The sequence below is a fragment of the Mycobacterium sp. THU-M104 genome, assembly GCF_049197365.1.
Classification (GTDB): Bacteria; Actinomycetota; Actinomycetes; order Mycobacteriales; family Mycobacteriaceae; genus Mycobacterium.
Map to the genome: position 1 here is coordinate 13,306 of NZ_JBMIOP010000031.1, position 17,726 is coordinate 31,031.

The following is a 17,726-nucleotide window of genomic DNA, read 5'->3' on the forward strand; positions in this document are numbered from 1 at the left end:
TTGGTCAGCGACCTCTGGCCTGCTCCGCCAACCGTCAGCCCAGTAGCTTATGTTAGCCTTTGCTAAGTTACCAGTTTCGGGGGCCGGTCACCCCGGTGCGTAGGCGGTGGCGCACACATCGCTCCGATGCGGCTTTCACCGGGGCGCAGGAGGCAAAAGTGGACATGGTGGACCTCGGACACAGCGTGCCCCACTCGGAGCACGCGGTGTTCCCGCCGGAGTTCTCGCTGCGCCCCGTGGACCCGGACCGTGACGTCGACCTGGTGCATCCCTGGATGAACGATCCCGCGGTGGCGCGCTTCTGGGGAAAACCGTGGCCGCGCGACCAGATCCGTTCCTACCTGCACCAACAGGTCCGCAGTACCCACTCCACCCCATACCTGGGTCAGCTGGCCGGCGTCCCGATGAGCTACTGGGAGCTCTATCGCGCCGACCTGGACCCCCTCGCCGAGCACTACACCGCCCGCGCGCACGACGCCGGCGTCCACGTATTGCTGGGGCCTGCCGGATGCCGTGGGCGCGGGCTGGGCGCGGCCCTGTTGCGGGCAGTCTCCGACTGGCAGCTGGACGTCGATCCCTGCGCGACCCGGGTGGTCGCCGAACCCGATGCCGACAACGTGCAATGCATACGGGCGTTGACGTGTGCCGGCTTCGAACGCATCACCGAGATGGCCCTGCCGAACAAACGGGCCGCCCTGATGATCCGCGAACGACGCTGAGGACCGACCGGTGCGCCATGGACGCGCCCGGAGCCGGTGGACCCGCACCCCACTCCCGTCGAGCTTCACCTTATGTTAGCCTCTCCTAAGTTATGGGCAGTGCGAACGCGGGCGGCCGGAGTGACGCCGATCGAGAGGTGAGAGCGGATGCTGCGAACGCCGGGCTGGATCAGGCAGTTCCACAAGCCCCAATCCCCTGGGAGTCTTCCGCTGTTGGTGTTCCCGCATGCCGGGGCCGGTGCATCGACCTACCGTGCTTTCTCGAAAGCGCTCGGCCGCAACTTCGAGGTCATCGTCTTCCAATATCCCGGCCGTCAGGACCGCGCGGCCGAGCAGGCCTTGCATTCGCTGCCGGAGATCGCTGCGGGAGCCTTCGCCGAGTTCTCGGCCTCGGAGTACAACCGCGGGGTTCCGATCGTGGCCTTCGGCCACAGCATGGGCGCCATGGTCGCCTTCGAGTTCGTCCGGCTTGCGGAGGCCGCGGGCATTCCGGTGGACCAGCTCGTCATCTCCGCGACCGTCGCCCCGTGCCGGGCCGCCGCCACACCGTCGCACCCGACCGAGGACGACGAGGAACTCCTCAATCACCTGCTGGCGCTCGAGGGCACCGACTCCGGTGTGCTGGCCGACCGCGACCTCATGCGGCTGACGCTTCCGGTGGTCAAGGCCGACTTCAAGGCCTTCGACGCCTACTCCGGCGCCGAAGACGTCACGGTGGCGGCCCCGATTCACGCCATGGGCGGAGATCAGGACCCGTATGTGACGCTGGGCGACCTGTACGCGTGGGGAAAGCACACCGCCGCGCTCAGGGTCACGATGTTCGAGGGCGGGCACTTCTATCTGAACCAGCACGTGGACGCGATCGCGGCGCTGCTGAGCGCGCACGCCGAGCAGCCGTCGTGAGCGGCGACCCCGTCGTCATCTCCGGAATGGCCGTCGAGGCGCCGGGCGGAATCGACAGCCCCGCCGCCCTGTGGTCGGCGCTGGCCGAGGCCAAAGAACTCATCGGCCCCTTCCCCCGCGACCGCGGCTGGCCGCTGGAGGACCTGTTCTCGGTGTCGGAGCTCGACGGCTGGGGGCGAGTGTGCGACGCCGGCGGCTTCATGGATAGCGCAATGACATTCGACCCGGCCTTTTTCGGAATCACTCATCGCGAGGCTCTCGTGATGCACCCTCAGCAGCGGGTTGCGATGCGGGTGGCGTGGAAGGCGCTCGAGAATGCCGGCATCAATCCCGGCTCGCTCGAGGGCGAATTCGGCGGTTGTTTCGTCGGCATGTCGATGACGGAATACGGGCCACGCACCGCGCTGGCCGATGCCTTCACCGGACACCGGACCGTCGGCCTGGGGCAACTGGGAGGCGCCGGACGGGTCTCGCACTTTCTGGGACTGACAGGCCCTTCCCTCGCTATCGATTCCGCCTGCGGATCCTCGCTGACCGCAGTGCAGTTGGCCGCCAACGCGGTTGCGATGGACGAGTGCGAATGGGCGCTGGCCGGGGCCGTGTGTGTGCTGGGGGCCCCGACGGCCTTCTACGAGTTCGCGAGACTCAACGCGCTCTCCGACGACGGGCATTGCCGCGCCTACTCCGATGACGCGAGCGGCACCATCTGGGGTGAAGGCGCGGGTATGGTTCTCGTTGAACGGGAATCGCGAGCGCGCAGGCTGGGACACCACGTCTTGGGACGCATACTCGCCGTGCGAACCAACCACAACGGCAAGGGCAAGCCGATCCTGGTTCCCCGGGTGCGCGCGCAGGAGCAGGTCATTCGCAAAACGCTCGACGCGGCCGGAATCGATCCGGCCGACGTCGGGATGATCGAAGGGCACGGCACGGCAACTCTGGCGGGCGACCCCGTGGAATTGCTCGCCCTGTTCAAGACGTACGGCTCAGCGGGGTGCGAAGCCCGGCTGGGCTCGATCAAATCGAACGCCGGACACGCACAAGCGGCATCGGGAATTCTCGGACTGATCAAACTGCTCCTTGCGGGCCGGCACGGCCACATTCCGCCCACCCTCTTCTCGGACAACCCGACCACGACGCTGGACTGGAACCTCACGGGCCTGCGGCTGGCCACACAGCTGCATGCGTGGGAAGCCAAAGAAGGCTTCCGCTACGGCGCCGTGTCGTCGTTCGGCGCCGGCGGTGCCAATGCGCACGCCGTGGTCGCAATGCCCACCGATCCAGGGGAGTGAGGGCGTGACGCTGTGACCTATCGGCTTCCCGACGGGACCGTTCCCGTTCTGCTGTCGTCGAATGAACCCGAGTTGTTGCGCGTCGAAGCCGCGGCCCTGCTCTCCTACGTGACGGGACACTCCGCGGTGACGCCGCAGCAGATTGCGGCGATGCTGTTTCGCACCCGCTCCGCGCGCAAACACCGCGCCCTGGCCATGGTGGGCACCCGGGAGGAGCTGACCGGCGCGCTGCGGGCGGTCGCCGAGAACCGCGCACACCCCGCGGTGGTGCGCAGCGAGACGCCGGCTGCCGCGCGCAAAATCGCCTACGTCTTTCCCGGACAGGGTGGCCAGCGACCGGGGATGGGACGGCTCTTCTACGAGGCGGTCCCCGCGTTCCGCGACGAAGTGGAGCGTTGCGACGCGGCGTTCCAGACGCTGGTCGGTGAGTCACCGCTGGATTACCTTCTCGGGCTGCATGTTCCCGCGCCGGACCGCGCGATCACGGTGCAGCCCGCGCTGTTCACCCAGATGGCCGGGTTGGCCGCGATGTGGCGCTCGTTCGGGGTCGTGGCCGGGGCCACAGTCGGACACAGCCAGGGCGAGGTCGCGGCCGCTTACGTCTCCGGCGCCGTCACACTGCCGGATGCCGTGCGCGTCATCGGTATTCGCGCGGATGCGGCCGACCAGTTCGGCGCCGGGGACTATGCGATGGCCGTCGTCGCCACCGGCCGCGACACCTGCGAGGACGTCCTCGCACGCCGCTCGGGGTGGGCACAGCTGTCGGTGGTCAATTCCCCCAACATGGTCGGGATCTCCGGCGAACGGGACACCGTGGAGGGGATCGTCGACACGTTCACCGAGCGCGGAACCTTCGCTCGCGTCATCGGCGTCCGGTATCCGGCCCACACCAGCCTGATCCAGGAACTCGCCGACAGGGTACGCGCTATCGCCCACCACGAACTGCAGCATCCGGCGTTCCTGGACACTGACATCGACTGCCTCGGGAGCACCCTCGGCGGTCCGATCACCACAGACCTACCGGTCGACGAATACTGGCTGTGGAACCTGCGCAACCCCGTCCGATTCGACAAGGCGATCGCGGCCGCGCTCGAACTGGGCGTCGACACGTTCGTAGAACTGGCCGAACACCCCACACTGCAGCTGGCAATCCAGGACAACCTCGCGTCCTCCAACACCCATGCCGCCGGCCCGCGCGCGACCGTGGTCGTCAGCACGTCCGATCGCGCGTCCGGCGACCTGGCCGAGTTCACCCGCAACCTGGCGCTGCTGGCCGTGCACGACCAGGACTACCCGTGGGAGTGTCTGCGCGCCGAGCCCGAAGACCGCACCCCCCTGCCGTTACGCGACTTTCCCAACCTGGTGATGAACGAGTCGAAGCTCTGGCTGCCCTACGACGAGGTCCTGCCCCGGCGCACCCGGCGGGGGCCCGGCCCCGACCCGACCGATCCGGCCCCTGCCACGGCCGCGCCGCGGCTGCTCACCGAACGGTGGGTCCGGCTCTCGCACCGCTCGCTGGCACCGCCGCGCTCGTTCGGGATCGTCGACCACACCGGGGCCTGCGCGCAGCTGGCCGACGCGCTGCTCGCCGCCGCCGACGACATCGGCGCCTCGGGGCGCAGGCTGAATGGCCACGAAATCCCCTCCGGGGAAACCGATCTCGACACCCTGGTCATCCTGCTCGCGCCGTCGCCGCCGGTGGACGATGCGGCCGCCGCCACGGCGGTGGCGACCTTCTTCTCCGGCCGCGCGTGGTGGCCGGACATCAAGACGGCGATCGCCGAATGCTGGCTGGTGACGGTAGACGGCGAGCCGGTCGACGGCGACACACCGCCCGATCCGGTGCACGGCGCGGCGGCAGCGGGTTTCCGCTGTCTGGGCGCCGAACACCCCGGAGTGCGATTCCGTCACCTCGACCTGGAACCCGGGCCCGTGTCACCGCGCTCGGCCACCACGATCCTGTCCGCGCTGCACACCGCCGGCGAGTCGGAGCTGGCGCTGCGCGCAGGCGGGCTCTACGCGAAGAGGGTCATCGAAAAGCTCCCGGCCTCCCCCGGTACCGCTGGGGCGCCGCCCGAGCATGTGCTCCTCGTCGGGGGAACCGGCACGCTGGGGCTGGAATTCTGCGACCACTTCGCCCGCCGCGGCGCGCGGCGCATCACGCTGGTCAGTCGGTCGGGCGAGACCGACGCCGTCGCGCAGCGTCTGCACCGGATCCGCTCGGCGACATCGACGCGCATCGAGGTCGCCAGCTGCGACATCGGCGACCCGGCGGCGGTAGCCGAACTGGCGCAACGACACCGGGATGCACCCGCCGACCTGATCGTCCACGCCGCGGTGCAGTATTCGGGTGCCGAACTGGCGGACATCACCCCCGAGCAGGCCGACGAAGCGTTGCGCGCCAAGGTCGTCGGCATCTCCCGCGTGCTCGCGGCGTTCCCGCGCACCGACGACTGCCGCGTGGTCTTGTGCTCCTCGATCGCCGCCACCGTCGGTGGCCGCGGCCTGATCCTCTATGCCGCGGCGAACAGGATGCTCGACGCGATGGCGCACCGGCTGCGCGCCCACGGCGTGGACTGCGCATCCGTGCAGTGGGGACAGTGGGCGGTCACTTTCGACCCCCGGTCGTCAGGCACCGCGAAGCTCTCCCCGACCGGGTTGCTCGCGATGTCTTCGGCCGACGCGCTGACCCTGGGAATGGGCCGGTATGACGGAAATGCCGGCGTCGCGGCGTTCGCGCTGGATCGGGCACGGTCGGTGCTGGATGCCTGCGGGCGCGCCTCGTTGGTGTCCCAGCTGGATACGCCCGCACCCGAAACCACCGGACCGTCCGCGCCTGTCACCGCGGATCGGACGCCGCACCGCTTGCTGACGCTGGTGGCCGGGGCCATCGGTGTCGATCGCGCCGAGACAATCGACACCCAAACCCCCTTGGTCGCGCTGGGACTGGAGTCGCTGCAGGCCCTGGAGTTGCGCCGCCGCGTCAAAGCCGAGTTCGACCGCGACGTGGACGTGGTCGACCTGCTGGGCGGGGCGTCCGTCGCCGATCTACTGGAGCGGCTGAGCAGCTAACCGCCGGCCATTGCCGCGCAGGCACCTCGGGCGCATGTCGGTCCAGCTGTTCTCGATGTGCGCCAGGCAATTCGCCCGGCTGTCCGCGCCGAACACCACGCGCCACCCCGCCGGCACGTCCGTCAACGCCGGCCACAGACTGTGCTGCGCCTCGTCGTTGACCAGCACACAGAACGCGAGCTCCGCATCGTCAAACGGATTGGTACTCATCGGTTCTCCCCTTCTTCGACCCGGTGTGTCCCATCTCGGCACCCAGCACGCGGTCGGACAGCAACCCCAGGCAACTCAGGTTGGGAAACCCCGGTCCCTCGTTGACGCCCGACAGGTTGGGCAACAACAGCTTGGGAGCAACGCCCGCGACGGCCAGGTCCGCGCCGATGGACTCCTCCAGTGCCTCGAGGGACACCGGCCCGCCCAGGCCGCGTTCGAGCGCGCCCAGGGCGGTCGGGCACAGCAGCGGCAGAAACCACACCGGATCGGCGCCGGATCCGTCGATGACGAGGTCGAACCGGTGCAGCGTCTCCAGCGGCTCACCGCAGTTGTCGGTGCGCAGCGTGATCCAGATCCGGTCGTCGCGGTCGATCACGCGGGCGACGCGCCCGCGCCGATGTTGGATCCGCTCGTCGGCCAACAGGGATTCCTGGACCCGTGCCGAGAACACCCCGCGGTCGGTGCGGGCGATGCAGTCGCGCCGTTCGGCCTGGCTCAGGCTGCGCCAGCCGGTCGGGTCGGAGAACAGCGAGTTCTCGAAGAAGCCCTCGCCGCGGGTGAACAGCGTCGCCTGCGGCGAGATGGCCGTGATGGCCGAAACCCGATGGTGGAAAAGTTCGTTGAGGATGGAAGCGGCGGTCTCTCCCCCGCCGATTACCGCGACGTTGTCGGCGACGATGCGCTCGTGTTGTCCCGCGCGCCGCCAGAACTGCGCGATCGAGAGCACCCGCGGATCACCCGCGAGCATCGACCTGTCGGGCTGTCCCGGCCCGGTCACCATCAGCGTCGCGGCGGACAAGCTCGGCCCCCGGGTGTGCAGCACCCAGCGCGCGTCGTCCACGGAAATCCGGACCACCTCGCCGTCAACGACTTTCAAGCACACCATGGCCGCGACCCAGCGCAGATAACCGGCCCACGTCTCGTGGGTCGGCGCCGGCCTGCCCCGGTCGACCCAGCCCACGAACTGGTCGGTGGCAACCAGGTACGACTGCCAGCTGAACCGCATCATCCGTTCGTCGACTTCGGATCCCGGCATCAGATCGGACCGGTACGGGAAGCCGATGTCCTTCTCGGGGCTGGTACCCAGCCGCTGCCGGCCGTCCGTCCAGCCCCCACCGGCCCGCCAGTTGGCGGCCACCCCGGAGCGTTCGACCGCGACGATGTCGGGGACATCGATGCCCAACTCGCGCAGCACCGCCGCCTTCGCGGCCACCGCCACCGCCTTCGCACCGGCCCCGACGATCGCAAGTGTGTCGCTCATCGCGCGTTCACCGCGCCACCTCCGTCGATTGGCTTAGCCGAGGCTGCCCTAACTTCGTGTACGCTACCCTATGTTCGCCCGGCAGGACACGCCCGCCCCCGACGGAGTTCCCGAGTGCCACCTGACCCTGAGCCACCGCTGCACGGCTTCGTTCCGTTCCCGCCCGACCGCGCGGCTCGCTATCGGTCGGTCGGCCACTGGGCCGGCCGAACCCTCGACTCGGTGTTGCGGCACGCCGCGGCGACCTGGCCCGACCGCGTCGCCGTCGTGGACACGGCCGACCCCGACCGCGGCCACACTTACGCCGAACTGGACGCGCTCGCAGACCGCGCCGCCGCCGGCTTCGCCGCGCTCGGCCTCGCGCCGTTCGATCGGGTACTGGTGCAACTGCCCAACACATGCCGGTTCCCCGTCGCCCTGTTCGGTTTGCTGCGCGCCGGGGCCGTCCCCGTGCTGTGCCTGACCGGACACCGATTGACCGAGTTGCGCCACTTCACCGAGGTCAGTGGAGCAGTGGGGTTGATCGTCACCGACTCCGCGGGCGGCTTCGACCACCGCGCGATGGCCGAAGATCTCGTCGTGCTGCATCCCGGGCTGCGCCACGTGATCGTCGACGGCGACGCCGGCCCGTTCACCGCGTGGTCGGCGCTGCCCGACGGTGCCGCGCCACACGTTGCGGGCGACCCGTCCGCACCCGCGCTGGTGCTCGTGTCGGGCGGCACCACCGGCGCCCCGAAGCTGATCCCCCGCACCCACGACGACTACCTCTACAACGCGACCGCGAGCGCTCAGCTGTGCCGACTGACCGCCGACGACGTGTATCTCGTCGTGCTGCCCGCCGCGCACAACTTCCCGCTGGCGTGCCCCGGTCTGCTCGGGGCAATGACGGTCGGCGCGACGACCGTCTTCGCCGCCGACCCCAGCCCCGAGGCCGCCTTCGCCGCCATCGCGCGCCATCGAGTGACCGTCACCGCGCTGGTGCCGGCCTTGGCCAAGCTGTGGGCGCAGGCCTGCGACTGGGAGCCTCAGCCACCGAAATCGCTGCGGCTCTTGCAGGTTGGGGGGTCCCGTCTGGATCCCGAGGACGCCCGCCTGCTGCGCACGACGCTGACACCGGCGTTGCAGCAGGTATTCGGCATGGCCGAGGGATTGCTCAACTTCACGCGACTCGACGATCCACCCGATGTGGTCGAGCACACCCAGGGCCGGCCGTTGTGCCCGGACGACGAACTGCGCATCGTCGACGCCACGGGCGAACCGGTGGCGCCCGGAGACGAGGGCGAGTTGCTGGTGCGGGGGCCCTACACGATCAACGGCTACTTCCACGCCGAGCGCGACAACGAGCGCTGCTTCGATCCCGAGGGCTTCTACCGCAGCGGTGACCTGGTCCGGTTACGCGAGGACGGCTACCTCATGGTCACCGGACGCGTCAAAGACGTGATCTGCCGCGGCGGCGAGACCATCGCCGCGGTGGACATCGAGGAACCGCTGCTGGGCCACCCCGCGGTCCTCGCGGCCGCGGCCATTGCGCTGCCCGATACCATGCTCGGCGAAAAAATCTGCGCCGCGGTGGTTTTCAACGGGCCGGCGATCGGCTTGGCGGAGTTGAACGCCTACCTCGACTGTCGCGGCGTGGCCGCGCACGCACGCCCGGACATGCTGGTCGAGATGGCGGCGCTGCCCACGACACCCGTCGGCAAGGTCGACAAGAAGGCGATCGCCGGCCGTCTTGGCCCGCGAGCGTAACGCCACTGCGAAAAGTGGCCGCGGATTTCGCAGCCCCGTTACGCTCGCGGGTCGGGCTCGGCGCAAACGCTCAGACGGGCAGCCCGGAGAACATGACGCGGCCGGGATCGTACTTCTGGCGCACGGCGCTCAGCCGCGACAGATTCGGACCGAAGTACCGCGACGCCGGCTGGTTCGCCTCGAGGTAGTTGACATAGCCGCCGGCCGAATATGGTTGCACCGCTCGGTGTGCCGTGTTGAGCCAAGCGGTGGCCGCTGCCGGCGATCCGGACGTTTCGACATACCACTGCACCAGCGCGTACTGGCGCCGCCACGGAAAGGCCGTAGCCCCCGGCGCCACGGTCGCCAGCGCGCCATCCAGGGCGTGCATGATCGCCAGCATGCGGCCCGCCCCGCGGGGGAAGGCGTTGACCGCCGCCGCGATTCCCTGCGCGGTGCCCGCGTTGACCAGCGGCAGGACGTCGGATCCGCCGACATACCCCAACGGTGCCGGGTTGAGGTTCCCGACGGCCAGATACCGCACCAGGTCCATGCGGTTGAACGTGTGGGTCTCGGTGCCGGTCGGCTGGATGCCGACGGCCGAGACGATGGCGCGCTGCACCCCGGCGCCCGATCCGGCCGGGCAGGTCGCCAGGATCCGGCAGTGGGTGCCCATCGGGTCGACCGTGGCATCGGCCAGCGCCCAGCTGTTCCGGTCGGCCGTGCGCAGCCAGTTCTGCCAACCGACGAGAACCTGGGCGAGCGACTCCGGCGGGAAATCGAGGTTCACGGCGTCGACGTCACCGGCGGGGAACGTGGCGAAGGTCAGCGAGGTGGTCACACCGAAGTTGCCGCCACCGCCGCCGCGCAACCCCCAGAACAGATCGGGGTTGTTGGCGGCCGACGCGGTGACCGCCCGGCCGCCGGGCAGTACCACCGACGCCGACGTCAACTGGTCGCACAGCAGGCCCGCGTGCCGCGAATCGGCGCCCAGGCCGCCCCCCAGCGCGTGACCCGCCGCACCGACCGTCGGGCAGGTCCCCGTCGGCACGCCGCGGCCCGCTCCGGCCAGCGCCTCGTGCATCGCATACAGATCGGTCGCCGGTGTCACCGTGACGTGCCCGGTGGCCGCGTCGTAGTTGATGCCACCGGGCAACTGCCGCAGGTCGAGCACCATGGTGCCGTTGGCCGTGGAGGCCCCCACGTAGGAGTGCCCACCTGCGCGCGGGGCGACCTTGAGGTTGTGCGCCGCGGCAAACGCCATCGCTTTCTGCACGTCGGCGGTCGAGGTCGGGACGACGACCGCCGCAGGCATCGCATCGTTGTAGTTGGTGTTGAAAACCTGCTTGACCGTGGCGAATTGGGGACCCTGGTCCGGCAGGATCACCTGGCCTCTGATGACGGACGAAAGACCGCTCCAGCCCGTGGCTTTCGGTTCTGCCCGCGCTCGTCCCCCGCCCAGGACCGTCCCTGCGGCCAGCCCCGCAGCGGCAGCCCGCAGAAACGTCTGCCGCGAGATTTCATGCGCCAACGCCGGGCTCCCACAACTGCGTCATGTTCGGCATTGTCGACCCCGGGAAGCGCGGTACCGTACGACGTGACGCGGGGTGACCGAACCGTTCCCGAACCGTGACCCCGCCCAACGGGTGGCGAAGCAAAGGAGCAACCAATGACGTTGGGTTTATGGGGTGCCCTGACGCTGATCTCCCTGACCCTGGTGCTGACGTTCGCCTCGGTTGCCACTGTGTTCGTCAAGCGGCTGGGCGCCCGGCCCACGTTGCCGATCAGCGAGGAGATCGGGAGCGCCAAAACGGTGCTGGACAAGGTGCGAAAGGGCCAGCCGATGTCGCGAGAGGAGCTGGACTATGCCAAGCAGGTCGTCGCCGACCGCGGTTCGCCGATGGCGCTCTGCATCCCTGCCGCCTTGTTCATGCTGGGGTGCTTCTACGTGATGGGCAGCCTCGAACATCTGCACGGGGCCACGCCGTCCGAACGGACATTCCTCGGCGTGATCCCGATGTTCACCTCCACGAACCTCGCCATCCGGCTGCGCGCCAGCGCGCGGTTGAAGAAACGCCTGCAGTAGACGCTAACGTCCACAAACTGATATTCTCCCTTCGCTCCATATGTCAATCTGTCTGATACATGGATGGGTCGTGCCGGCCCCGGCAGTTCGTCGGGACCGAGGCGAGAGCGTGCGGCCAGGCACGGTAGCCCGAAAGGTGGTCGAGTGACTCCTCGTGCGTCAGTGGCCAGGACCGTCCTGGCCCGGGCGTGGATGCCGCTGGTCACCGCCGTCGCGATCGGTGTGGGCGCGGTCGGTATGTGGAAGGTGCATCAGTTCTCCGCTCCCCCGCCGGTCATCACCGTCAACGGACCGCAGGCGCCCGAGGAGTTCAACCCCAAACGGCTCACCTATGAGGTGTTCGGCTCCGCCGGAAAGGGCGGCCAACTCGTCTACATCGACATCGACGGGCATCCCCATCAGGTGGATGTCACGACGTTGCCGTGGTCCCACACCGAGACGACGACGCTCACGGTGGTCTCCGGCAGTGTCTCGGTCCACGTTCACGGCGCGCACGTGGGCTGTCGGATGCTGGTGGATGGCGTGGTGCGCGACGAACAGGTCAGTCACCATCAAGACGCGGACGTCGAATGCCGGGTGAAATCGGCATGAGTGAACACCGCGTGGACGACGCGCCTGTCAAACGCCCTTTCATCCCGCGAATGGTTCGCGCTTTCGCGATACCGATCATCCTGTTCTGGGGTCTTGTCGCGGTGACCACGAACACCTTCATGCCCCAAGTGGAACGGGTCGCAGAAGAACTCGCCGGACCGATGGTGCCGCACTACGCGCCCTCGCAACGGGCGCTGCTGCACATCGGCGAGAAGTTTCACGAATCCGACTCCACCAACTTGACCATGCTCGTGTTCGAGGCCAATCGGCCGCTGGTCGTCGCCGATCACGAGTACTACGACGGACTGATGCGCCGCCTCGAGCGCGACAAACGGCACGTGCAGTACGTCATGGACCTCTGGGGCAAACCGTTCACCGCAGCAGGGGCGCAGAGCGTCGACGGCAAGGCCACCTACGTGCTGTTGCGTCTGGCCGGTGACATCGGCCAGATCGAAGCCAATCAGTCCGTGCAGGCCGTGCGTGACATCGTCGCCAAAGACCCCCCTCCCCCCGGCCTCAAGGTCTACGTCAGTGGCGCGGCCCCGCTGGCCTCCGACACGCTCACCACCGCCAACAACAGCCTGAACAACGTCACGATCGTCACGATCATCCTGATAGTCCTGATGTTGTTGGTGGTCTACCGCGCACCCTCGGTGCTCCTGGTGCCTTTGCTGGGGGTCCTCATCGAAATGCTGGTCGCCAAGGGGATCACCGCCACCCTCGGCCACCTCGGATTCATCGAACTCTCGTCGTTCGCGGTGAACATCGTCATCGCCCTGACCCTGGGTGCGGGAACGGATTACGGCATCTTCCTGATGGGTCGCTACCACGAGGCGCGACAAAACGGTGCGAGCCGCGAGGACAGTTTCTACATCGCCTACAAGGGTGTGGCGCCGATCATCATCGGCTCGGGGCTGACGATCGCGGGGGCGTGTTACTGCCTGACTTTCGCGCGGCTGAACTACTTCCACACCATGGGCCCGGCAGTGGCGATCACGATGATCTTCACCATCATCGCCGCGATGACGCTGGGCCCGGCGCTGCTGACCGTGGGCAGCCTGCTGGGGCTGTTCGATCCCAAACACAAGGCGAAGGCACACCTGTACCGGCGCATCGCCGCCAGTGTGGTGCGCTGGCCGGTGCCGATCCTGGCAGCCAGTTCGGCCGTCGTCATGATCGGGGCAATCTTCGTGCCGACCTACCGGCAGAACTACGACGACCGTCAGTACCAGCCGTCTGACGCCCCGGCCAAGTTGGGTTTCGCCGCGGCCGATCGGCACTTTTCCAAAAGCAAACTCTTCTCCGAGATGCTGATGATCGAAACCGACCACGACATGCGCAACTCGGCCGACTTCATCACACTCGACCGGGTCGCCAAAGCTCTGATCCGCCTGCCCGGTGTGGCGATGGTGCAAAGTATGACGAGGCCACTGGGCCGGCCGCTCGAGCATGCCAGCATTCCGTACTTGTTCACCACACAGGGCAGCGGCAGCGGTCAGCAGCTCCCGTTCAACAGGGAACAGAATTCCAACACCGACCAGCAGGCAGATATCCAGGCGCATACCGTCGAAGTGCTGCGCAAGGAGATCGGCTTCTTCCAGAAGGTGTCCGACGAACTGCATCAGACCGTCCTCACCGTCGAGGATCTGCAACGGATCAGCGACGAGTTGAATCAGGAAACCGCAAACGTCGACGACTTCTTCCGACCCGTCAAGAGTTACTTCTATTGGGAGAAACACTGTTTCGACATTCCCATCTGCTGGACGTTCAGATCGCTGTTCGAAGCACTCGACAACATCGACAAGTTGGCCGAAGACATCGGGAACGCCAAAGTCTCCCTCGAAGAGGTGGACAAAGCCTTCCCGAAGATCATCGAGCAGCTGAAAGCCACGGCCGATGACACCGAGGCCCTGCGGTCGAAGCTGGTCAACAGTTACGGCTCGGCAGATCTGCAGTCCATCCAGACCGACCAGACGTTCGATGACATGATCAACGTCGGCAACGACTTCGACCGGGCCCGCAGCGACGACTACTTCTACATCCCCCACGAAGGTTTCGACAACGAAGACGTCAAAACCGGCATCAAGCTCATGATGTCCCCGGACGGCGAAGCCGCCCGGTTCATCGTCACCCACGAGGGCAACGCGATGGGCCCCGAAGGCGTGGAGCATGTCGAGAAGTTCCCGACCGCGATCACCACGGTCCTCAAGGAGACCTCGTTGGCCGGCGCCCGCGTCTACATCGGCGGTTCGGGGTCCAACGACAAAGACATCAAGGAATACGCGATGTCCGATCTGATGATCGCGGCAATCGCCGCGTTCATCCTGATCTTTCTGATCATGATGTTCCTCACCCGAAGCCTGGTGGCGGCCTTGGTCATTCCCGGAACGGTGGCGTTCTCCTACGCCGGGGCATTCGGGCTCTCCATTCTCCTCTGGCAGCATCTGATCGGTCTGCACCTGCACTGGCTGGTGTTGCCGCTGACGTTCATCATCCTGGTGGCGGTGGGCTCGGACTACAACCTGTTGCTGATCGTGCGAGTCAAGGAAGAGATCGGTGCGGGGTTGCACACGGGGCTGATCCGCGCCCTCGGCAGCACCGGTGGCGTGGTCACGTCGGCGGGCCTGGTGTTCGCGTTCACCATGCTGGCAATGCTCACCAGCGATCTGCGGACGATCGGTCAGGTGGGGTCCACCGTGTGCATCGGTTTGCTGCTCGACACGCTGATCGTGCGGTCGTTCGTCGTGCCGTGCATCGTCAGGATTCTCGGGCCGTGGTTCTGGTGGCCGACGCTGGTGCGCAACCGTCCGTCGCGGCGGCGCCAACCCGTGCCGGCCGGCCCCCCGGCAGCGGAATAGGCGCGCCCGGAGAAGCGTTGGAGCGGTTCGTGGCAGAACACGATCTCTTCACGCCGTTCACCGTCCGCTCGCTGAGCGTGCCGAACCGGTTCGCGATGGCGCCGATGACCCGGCAGGCCTCGCCGGGCGGAATCCCGGGCGCCGATGTGGCCGAGTATTACCGGCGCCGCGCCGCCGGTGGCGTCGGCCTGATCATCACCGAGGGAATCCGGTTGCCCGACCCGGCCGCGGGCTACCCCTACACCGTCCCGACGATCGCCGGCGACGACGTCGCGGCCGGGTGGCGGCGCGTCGTCGACGCCGTCCACGGTGAAGGCGCCGCGATCGCCGCCCAGCTGTGGCATCAGGGCGCTCAGCGCGACGACGCAGACGGTGTTGTCCCGGTCAGCCCGTCGGGCGTCGACGGGCTCGGCACGCCGAAGGGCCGGGCGCTGCAGGCCGACGAGCTGCCGCGAGTCGCTCAGCTGTACGCCGACAGCGCCGCCACCGCCCGTGACCTCGGCTTCGACGCCGTCGAGATCCACGGCGCCCACGGCTATCTGCTGGACGAATTCTTCTGGGAGCGAACCAATCTGCGCACCGACGCCTACGGCGGGTCGTTGTCGGCGCGTACCCGCTTCCCCGCGGAGGTCATCGCCGCGGTCCGCGCCGCCGTCGGCCCGGACCATCCGATCATCTTCCGCTTCTCGCAGTGGAAGGGCACCGACTACACGGCCACGATCGCTGAGGACCCCACCCAGCTGCAGGAGTTGCTCTCCCCGCTGGTCGAGGCCGGGGTGGACATGCTCCACCCCTCCACGCGCAGGCACTACGTGCCCGCGTTCCCTGGCTACGACGGCAAGTTGAGCCTTGCCGGGTGGGCCAAAAAGGTCACCGGGCTGCCGGTCATCGCCGTCGGGTCGGTGGGGTTGGAAACGCAGTTCCGCAGCGAGAAGCGGGGTCAGGTGATCCAGCCCGCGCCGGTCGAGCGCCTGGTGGAGCAGTTCGACGCCGGTGAGTTCGACATCGCGGCCATCGGCCGCGCGCTGCTCGCCGACCCGGGCTGGGTGAACCGACTGCGCAACGGCGATCTCGACGGGTTCACCGGCTACGACCCGGCGACGGCCCTGGCCGCCCTGAGCTGACGGCGGACGGCTACGGCTCTCATGTCATGGTCGCGCATGTCACGGTCGCGCCGAGGGTCCCGCTGACGAAGGTGGGAGACGATCACACGTCGAACGTGAAGCCGCCGCGAGATTTGTGGCAATTTTTCGCATTAGCTTCACGTTCGGCGTGTCCGGGCTTGATCCGAAGGCTAGTGCCCGCTGAGCGTCAGCGTCCCCTGGGTTCTGAGCACCCTGCTGGCGGTGATCTTCTCGGTCCTGCGGGCCTCGCGCTCCAGATAGCGCTGCTTGGATTCGTCGAACTTGTCGCCGGCCGCCTCGAGCTCCTTGACCAGCAAGCCCAAGTCGTCGCGCATCCAGGCGGCCTCGCCGGTGAAGTCCTCGCGCTCGAAGATGCGCCACTTCTTCAGCACCGGCATCACCACCTCGTCGAGATGGATGCGCGGGTCGTAGACGCCGCCGACGGCGATGATCACCGCCTTGCGCCGGAATTCCGGCACCGTGAAGCCGGGCATCTTGAAGTTGCGCAGAATCTTGTGCACCGACCGCATGGCCTGATTCGGGGCGATGTCCAGGCCCGCGGCGCTGACATCCCGGTAGAAGATCATGTGCAGGTTCTCGTCGTGGGACACCCTGGCCATCAGCTGTTCGGCGATCGGGTCGCCGGCGACCTTGCCGGTGTTGCGGTGCGAAACCCGAGTGGCCAGTTCCTGGAACGAGACGTACATGACCGAGTCGAAGATGCTCTCAGCAAACATGTCGCCCTGACTATTCTGCCCCGGACTGAAGCCGCGGGTCATTTGCTCAAGGCGAAGCTTCTCCAGCTCGACCGGGTCGACGGCGCGGGTGACCACCAGGTAGTCACGCAGCGCCGTGCTGTGCCTGGCCTCCTCGGCGGTCCACCGGTTCACCCACTGCCCCCACGGGCCATCCATGCTGAAGTTCATCGCGATCTCGCGGTGATACGACGGCAAATTGTCCTCAGTCAGTAGGTTTTGCACGATCGCCACCTGCGCCACGTCGGTGAGCCGACTCTGGCCGGGCTCCCAGTCCTGGCCGTCTAGCGCGGAGAAATTCTTGCCGTCCGACCACGGAACGTAGTCGTGCGGGTTCCACTCCTTGAACTTCTCGAGATGCCGGTTGAGCAGCCGCTCGGCCACGGGCTCAAGCTCGTGAAGTAGCTGTAAATCGGTCATTCCCTTGGACACAAAGCCCTCCCAGTTATCTGTTTCCGCCAGTAACTCGCAATGTATCTGTGTCATGCGGTTACATCAAGAAAGCCACGCCGGGAGGCGATTGAAAAGGGTCTTTGGTCCCTACGGGCGTCACGAGCGGGTCACGCCGCCGGCGCGACGCTACCGAGCGGGGACCAGGTAGGGCGCGAGGGTGGACAGCTTCTCGCAGGTCTCCTCGAATTCGCGCTCGGGGTCGGACTCCTCGATGATCCCGGCACCGGCCCGAAGCCAGGTCGTGCCGTCGCGCTCGTAGGCGGCCCGCAGCGCCAGCGCCGCGTCCAGCCCGCCGTCCGCCGAAACGGTCACGACGGCACCGGAATACAGTCCGCGCGGGGTGTCGTCGAGGCGCAGGATGGCCTCGACCCCGGCCGGTTTGGGAATGCCCGACGCGGTGACCGCCGGGAAGAGCGCTTCCAGCGCATCCATCCGGTCGTTCGACGAGCCCAGGCGCGCGGTGATCGTCGAGCCGAGGTGCTGCACGCTCCCCCGCTCGCGCACCGTCATGAAATCGGTGACCGATGCGGTCCCGGGCTGCGCGATCTCGGTCATCTCCTGCAGCGAGCTGCGCACCGAAATGGCATGCTCCACGATCTCTTTGGAGTTAGACTCCAGATCGGCGCGGGCCCGGCGGTCATGCGCCGCGCCCCGGCCGAACGCGCGCGTCCCGGCCA

Annotated in this window: 14 protein-coding genes; 9 read left to right on the forward strand and 5 right to left on the reverse strand. The window is 67.7% G+C overall.

Translation table 11 applies throughout. From position 1 onward, the window contains the following. Positions 1–164 precede the first annotated feature (164 nt). The 4 genes from ACOJVU_RS02925 (at position 165) to nbtC (ending at position 5,986) form a co-directional block, all read left to right on the forward strand. Positions 165–719, forward strand: coding sequence for a GNAT family N-acetyltransferase (locus tag ACOJVU_RS02925; protein WP_421528409.1), 555 nt, complete (start codon positions 165–167; stop codon positions 717–719). A gap of 147 nt (positions 720–866) precedes the next feature. Then, the gene (locus ACOJVU_RS02930; protein WP_421528399.1) at positions 867–1,622 is read left to right on the forward strand and encodes a thioesterase II family protein; all 756 of its coding nucleotides are present in this window, start codon (positions 867–869) and stop codon (positions 1,620–1,622) included. Further along, positions 1,619–2,914, forward strand: a complete 1,296-nt coding sequence (locus tag ACOJVU_RS02935) for a polyketide synthase (RefSeq protein ID WP_421528400.1) — start codon at positions 1,619–1,621, stop codon at positions 2,912–2,914. The genes ACOJVU_RS02930 and ACOJVU_RS02935 overlap by 4 nt, the downstream gene beginning before the upstream one ends. A 72-nt stretch (positions 2,915–2,986) precedes the next feature. Then, on the forward strand, positions 2,987–5,986 hold the full coding sequence (gene nbtC, locus ACOJVU_RS02940; RefSeq protein ID WP_421528410.1) for a nocobactin polyketide synthase NbtC: 3,000 nt from the start codon (positions 2,987–2,989) through the stop codon (positions 5,984–5,986). Here nbtC and ACOJVU_RS02945 read toward each other — a convergent pair. Together ACOJVU_RS02945 and mbtG are read right to left on the reverse strand one after the other, a co-directional pair. Next, on the reverse strand, positions 5,963–6,196 hold the full coding sequence (locus ACOJVU_RS02945) for an MbtH family protein (protein ID WP_421528401.1): 234 nt from the start codon (positions 6,194–6,196) through the stop codon (positions 5,963–5,965). The two genes, nbtC and ACOJVU_RS02945, sit on opposite strands and share 24 nt — an antisense overlap. Beyond that, on the reverse strand, positions 6,177–7,457 hold the full coding sequence (gene mbtG / locus ACOJVU_RS02950; RefSeq protein ID WP_421528402.1) for an NADPH-dependent L-lysine N(6)-monooxygenase MbtG: 1,281 nt from the start codon (positions 7,455–7,457) through the stop codon (positions 6,177–6,179). The genes ACOJVU_RS02945 and mbtG overlap by 20 nt, the downstream gene beginning before the upstream one ends. Positions 7,458–7,571: 114 nt before the next feature. Between mbtG and ACOJVU_RS02955 the strand changes: the two genes are divergently transcribed. Then, entirely contained in the window at positions 7,572–9,203 is a 1,632-nt protein-coding gene (locus ACOJVU_RS02955) for a (2,3-dihydroxybenzoyl)adenylate synthase (protein ID WP_421528403.1), read from the forward strand. Between the two features lie 70 nt (positions 9,204–9,273). On the opposite strand, the gene ACOJVU_RS02960 is transcribed toward ACOJVU_RS02955, so the two are convergent. After that, positions 9,274–10,713, reverse strand: coding sequence for an FAD-binding protein (locus tag ACOJVU_RS02960; RefSeq protein ID WP_421528404.1), 1,440 nt, complete (start codon positions 10,711–10,713; stop codon positions 9,274–9,276). Positions 10,714–10,851: 138 nt separating this feature from the next. Here ACOJVU_RS02960 and ACOJVU_RS02965 point away from each other — a divergent pair, with 138 nt between their 5' ends. From ACOJVU_RS02965 to ACOJVU_RS02980, 4 genes are all read left to right on the forward strand, one after another. Further along, complete coding sequence (locus ACOJVU_RS02965) at positions 10,852–11,268, forward strand: hypothetical protein (RefSeq protein WP_421528405.1); 417 nt, start codon at positions 10,852–10,854, stop codon at positions 11,266–11,268. A gap of 192 nt (positions 11,269–11,460) precedes the next feature. Next, the gene (locus tag ACOJVU_RS02970; protein ID WP_421528411.1) at positions 11,461–11,859 is read left to right on the forward strand and encodes an MmpS family transport accessory protein; all 399 of its coding nucleotides are present in this window, start codon (positions 11,461–11,463) and stop codon (positions 11,857–11,859) included. Continuing rightward, positions 11,856–14,717 carry an RND family transporter gene (locus ACOJVU_RS02975; RefSeq protein ID WP_421528406.1) on the forward strand — a complete coding sequence of 954 codons (2,862 nt, stop codon included), beginning with the start codon at positions 11,856–11,858 and terminating at the stop codon, positions 14,715–14,717. The genes ACOJVU_RS02970 and ACOJVU_RS02975 overlap by 4 nt, the downstream gene beginning before the upstream one ends. Before the next feature lie 29 nt (positions 14,718–14,746). Continuing rightward, entirely contained in the window at positions 14,747–15,841 is a 1,095-nt protein-coding gene (locus ACOJVU_RS02980) for an NADH:flavin oxidoreductase (RefSeq protein ID WP_421528407.1), read from the forward strand. A 170-nt stretch (positions 15,842–16,011) separates the two neighbouring features. Here ACOJVU_RS02980 and ACOJVU_RS02985 read toward each other — a convergent pair whose 3' ends face one another. Both ACOJVU_RS02985 and ACOJVU_RS02990 read right to left on the reverse strand, forming a co-directional pair. Further along, complete coding sequence (locus ACOJVU_RS02985) at positions 16,012–17,016, reverse strand: acyl-ACP desaturase (RefSeq protein WP_421528412.1); 1,005 nt, start codon at positions 17,014–17,016, stop codon at positions 16,012–16,014. Between the two features lie 159 nt (positions 17,017–17,175). After that, positions 17,176–17,726: chorismate-binding protein (locus ACOJVU_RS02990; protein WP_421528408.1), on the reverse strand; the 551-nt coding region annotated here is incomplete at its 5' end.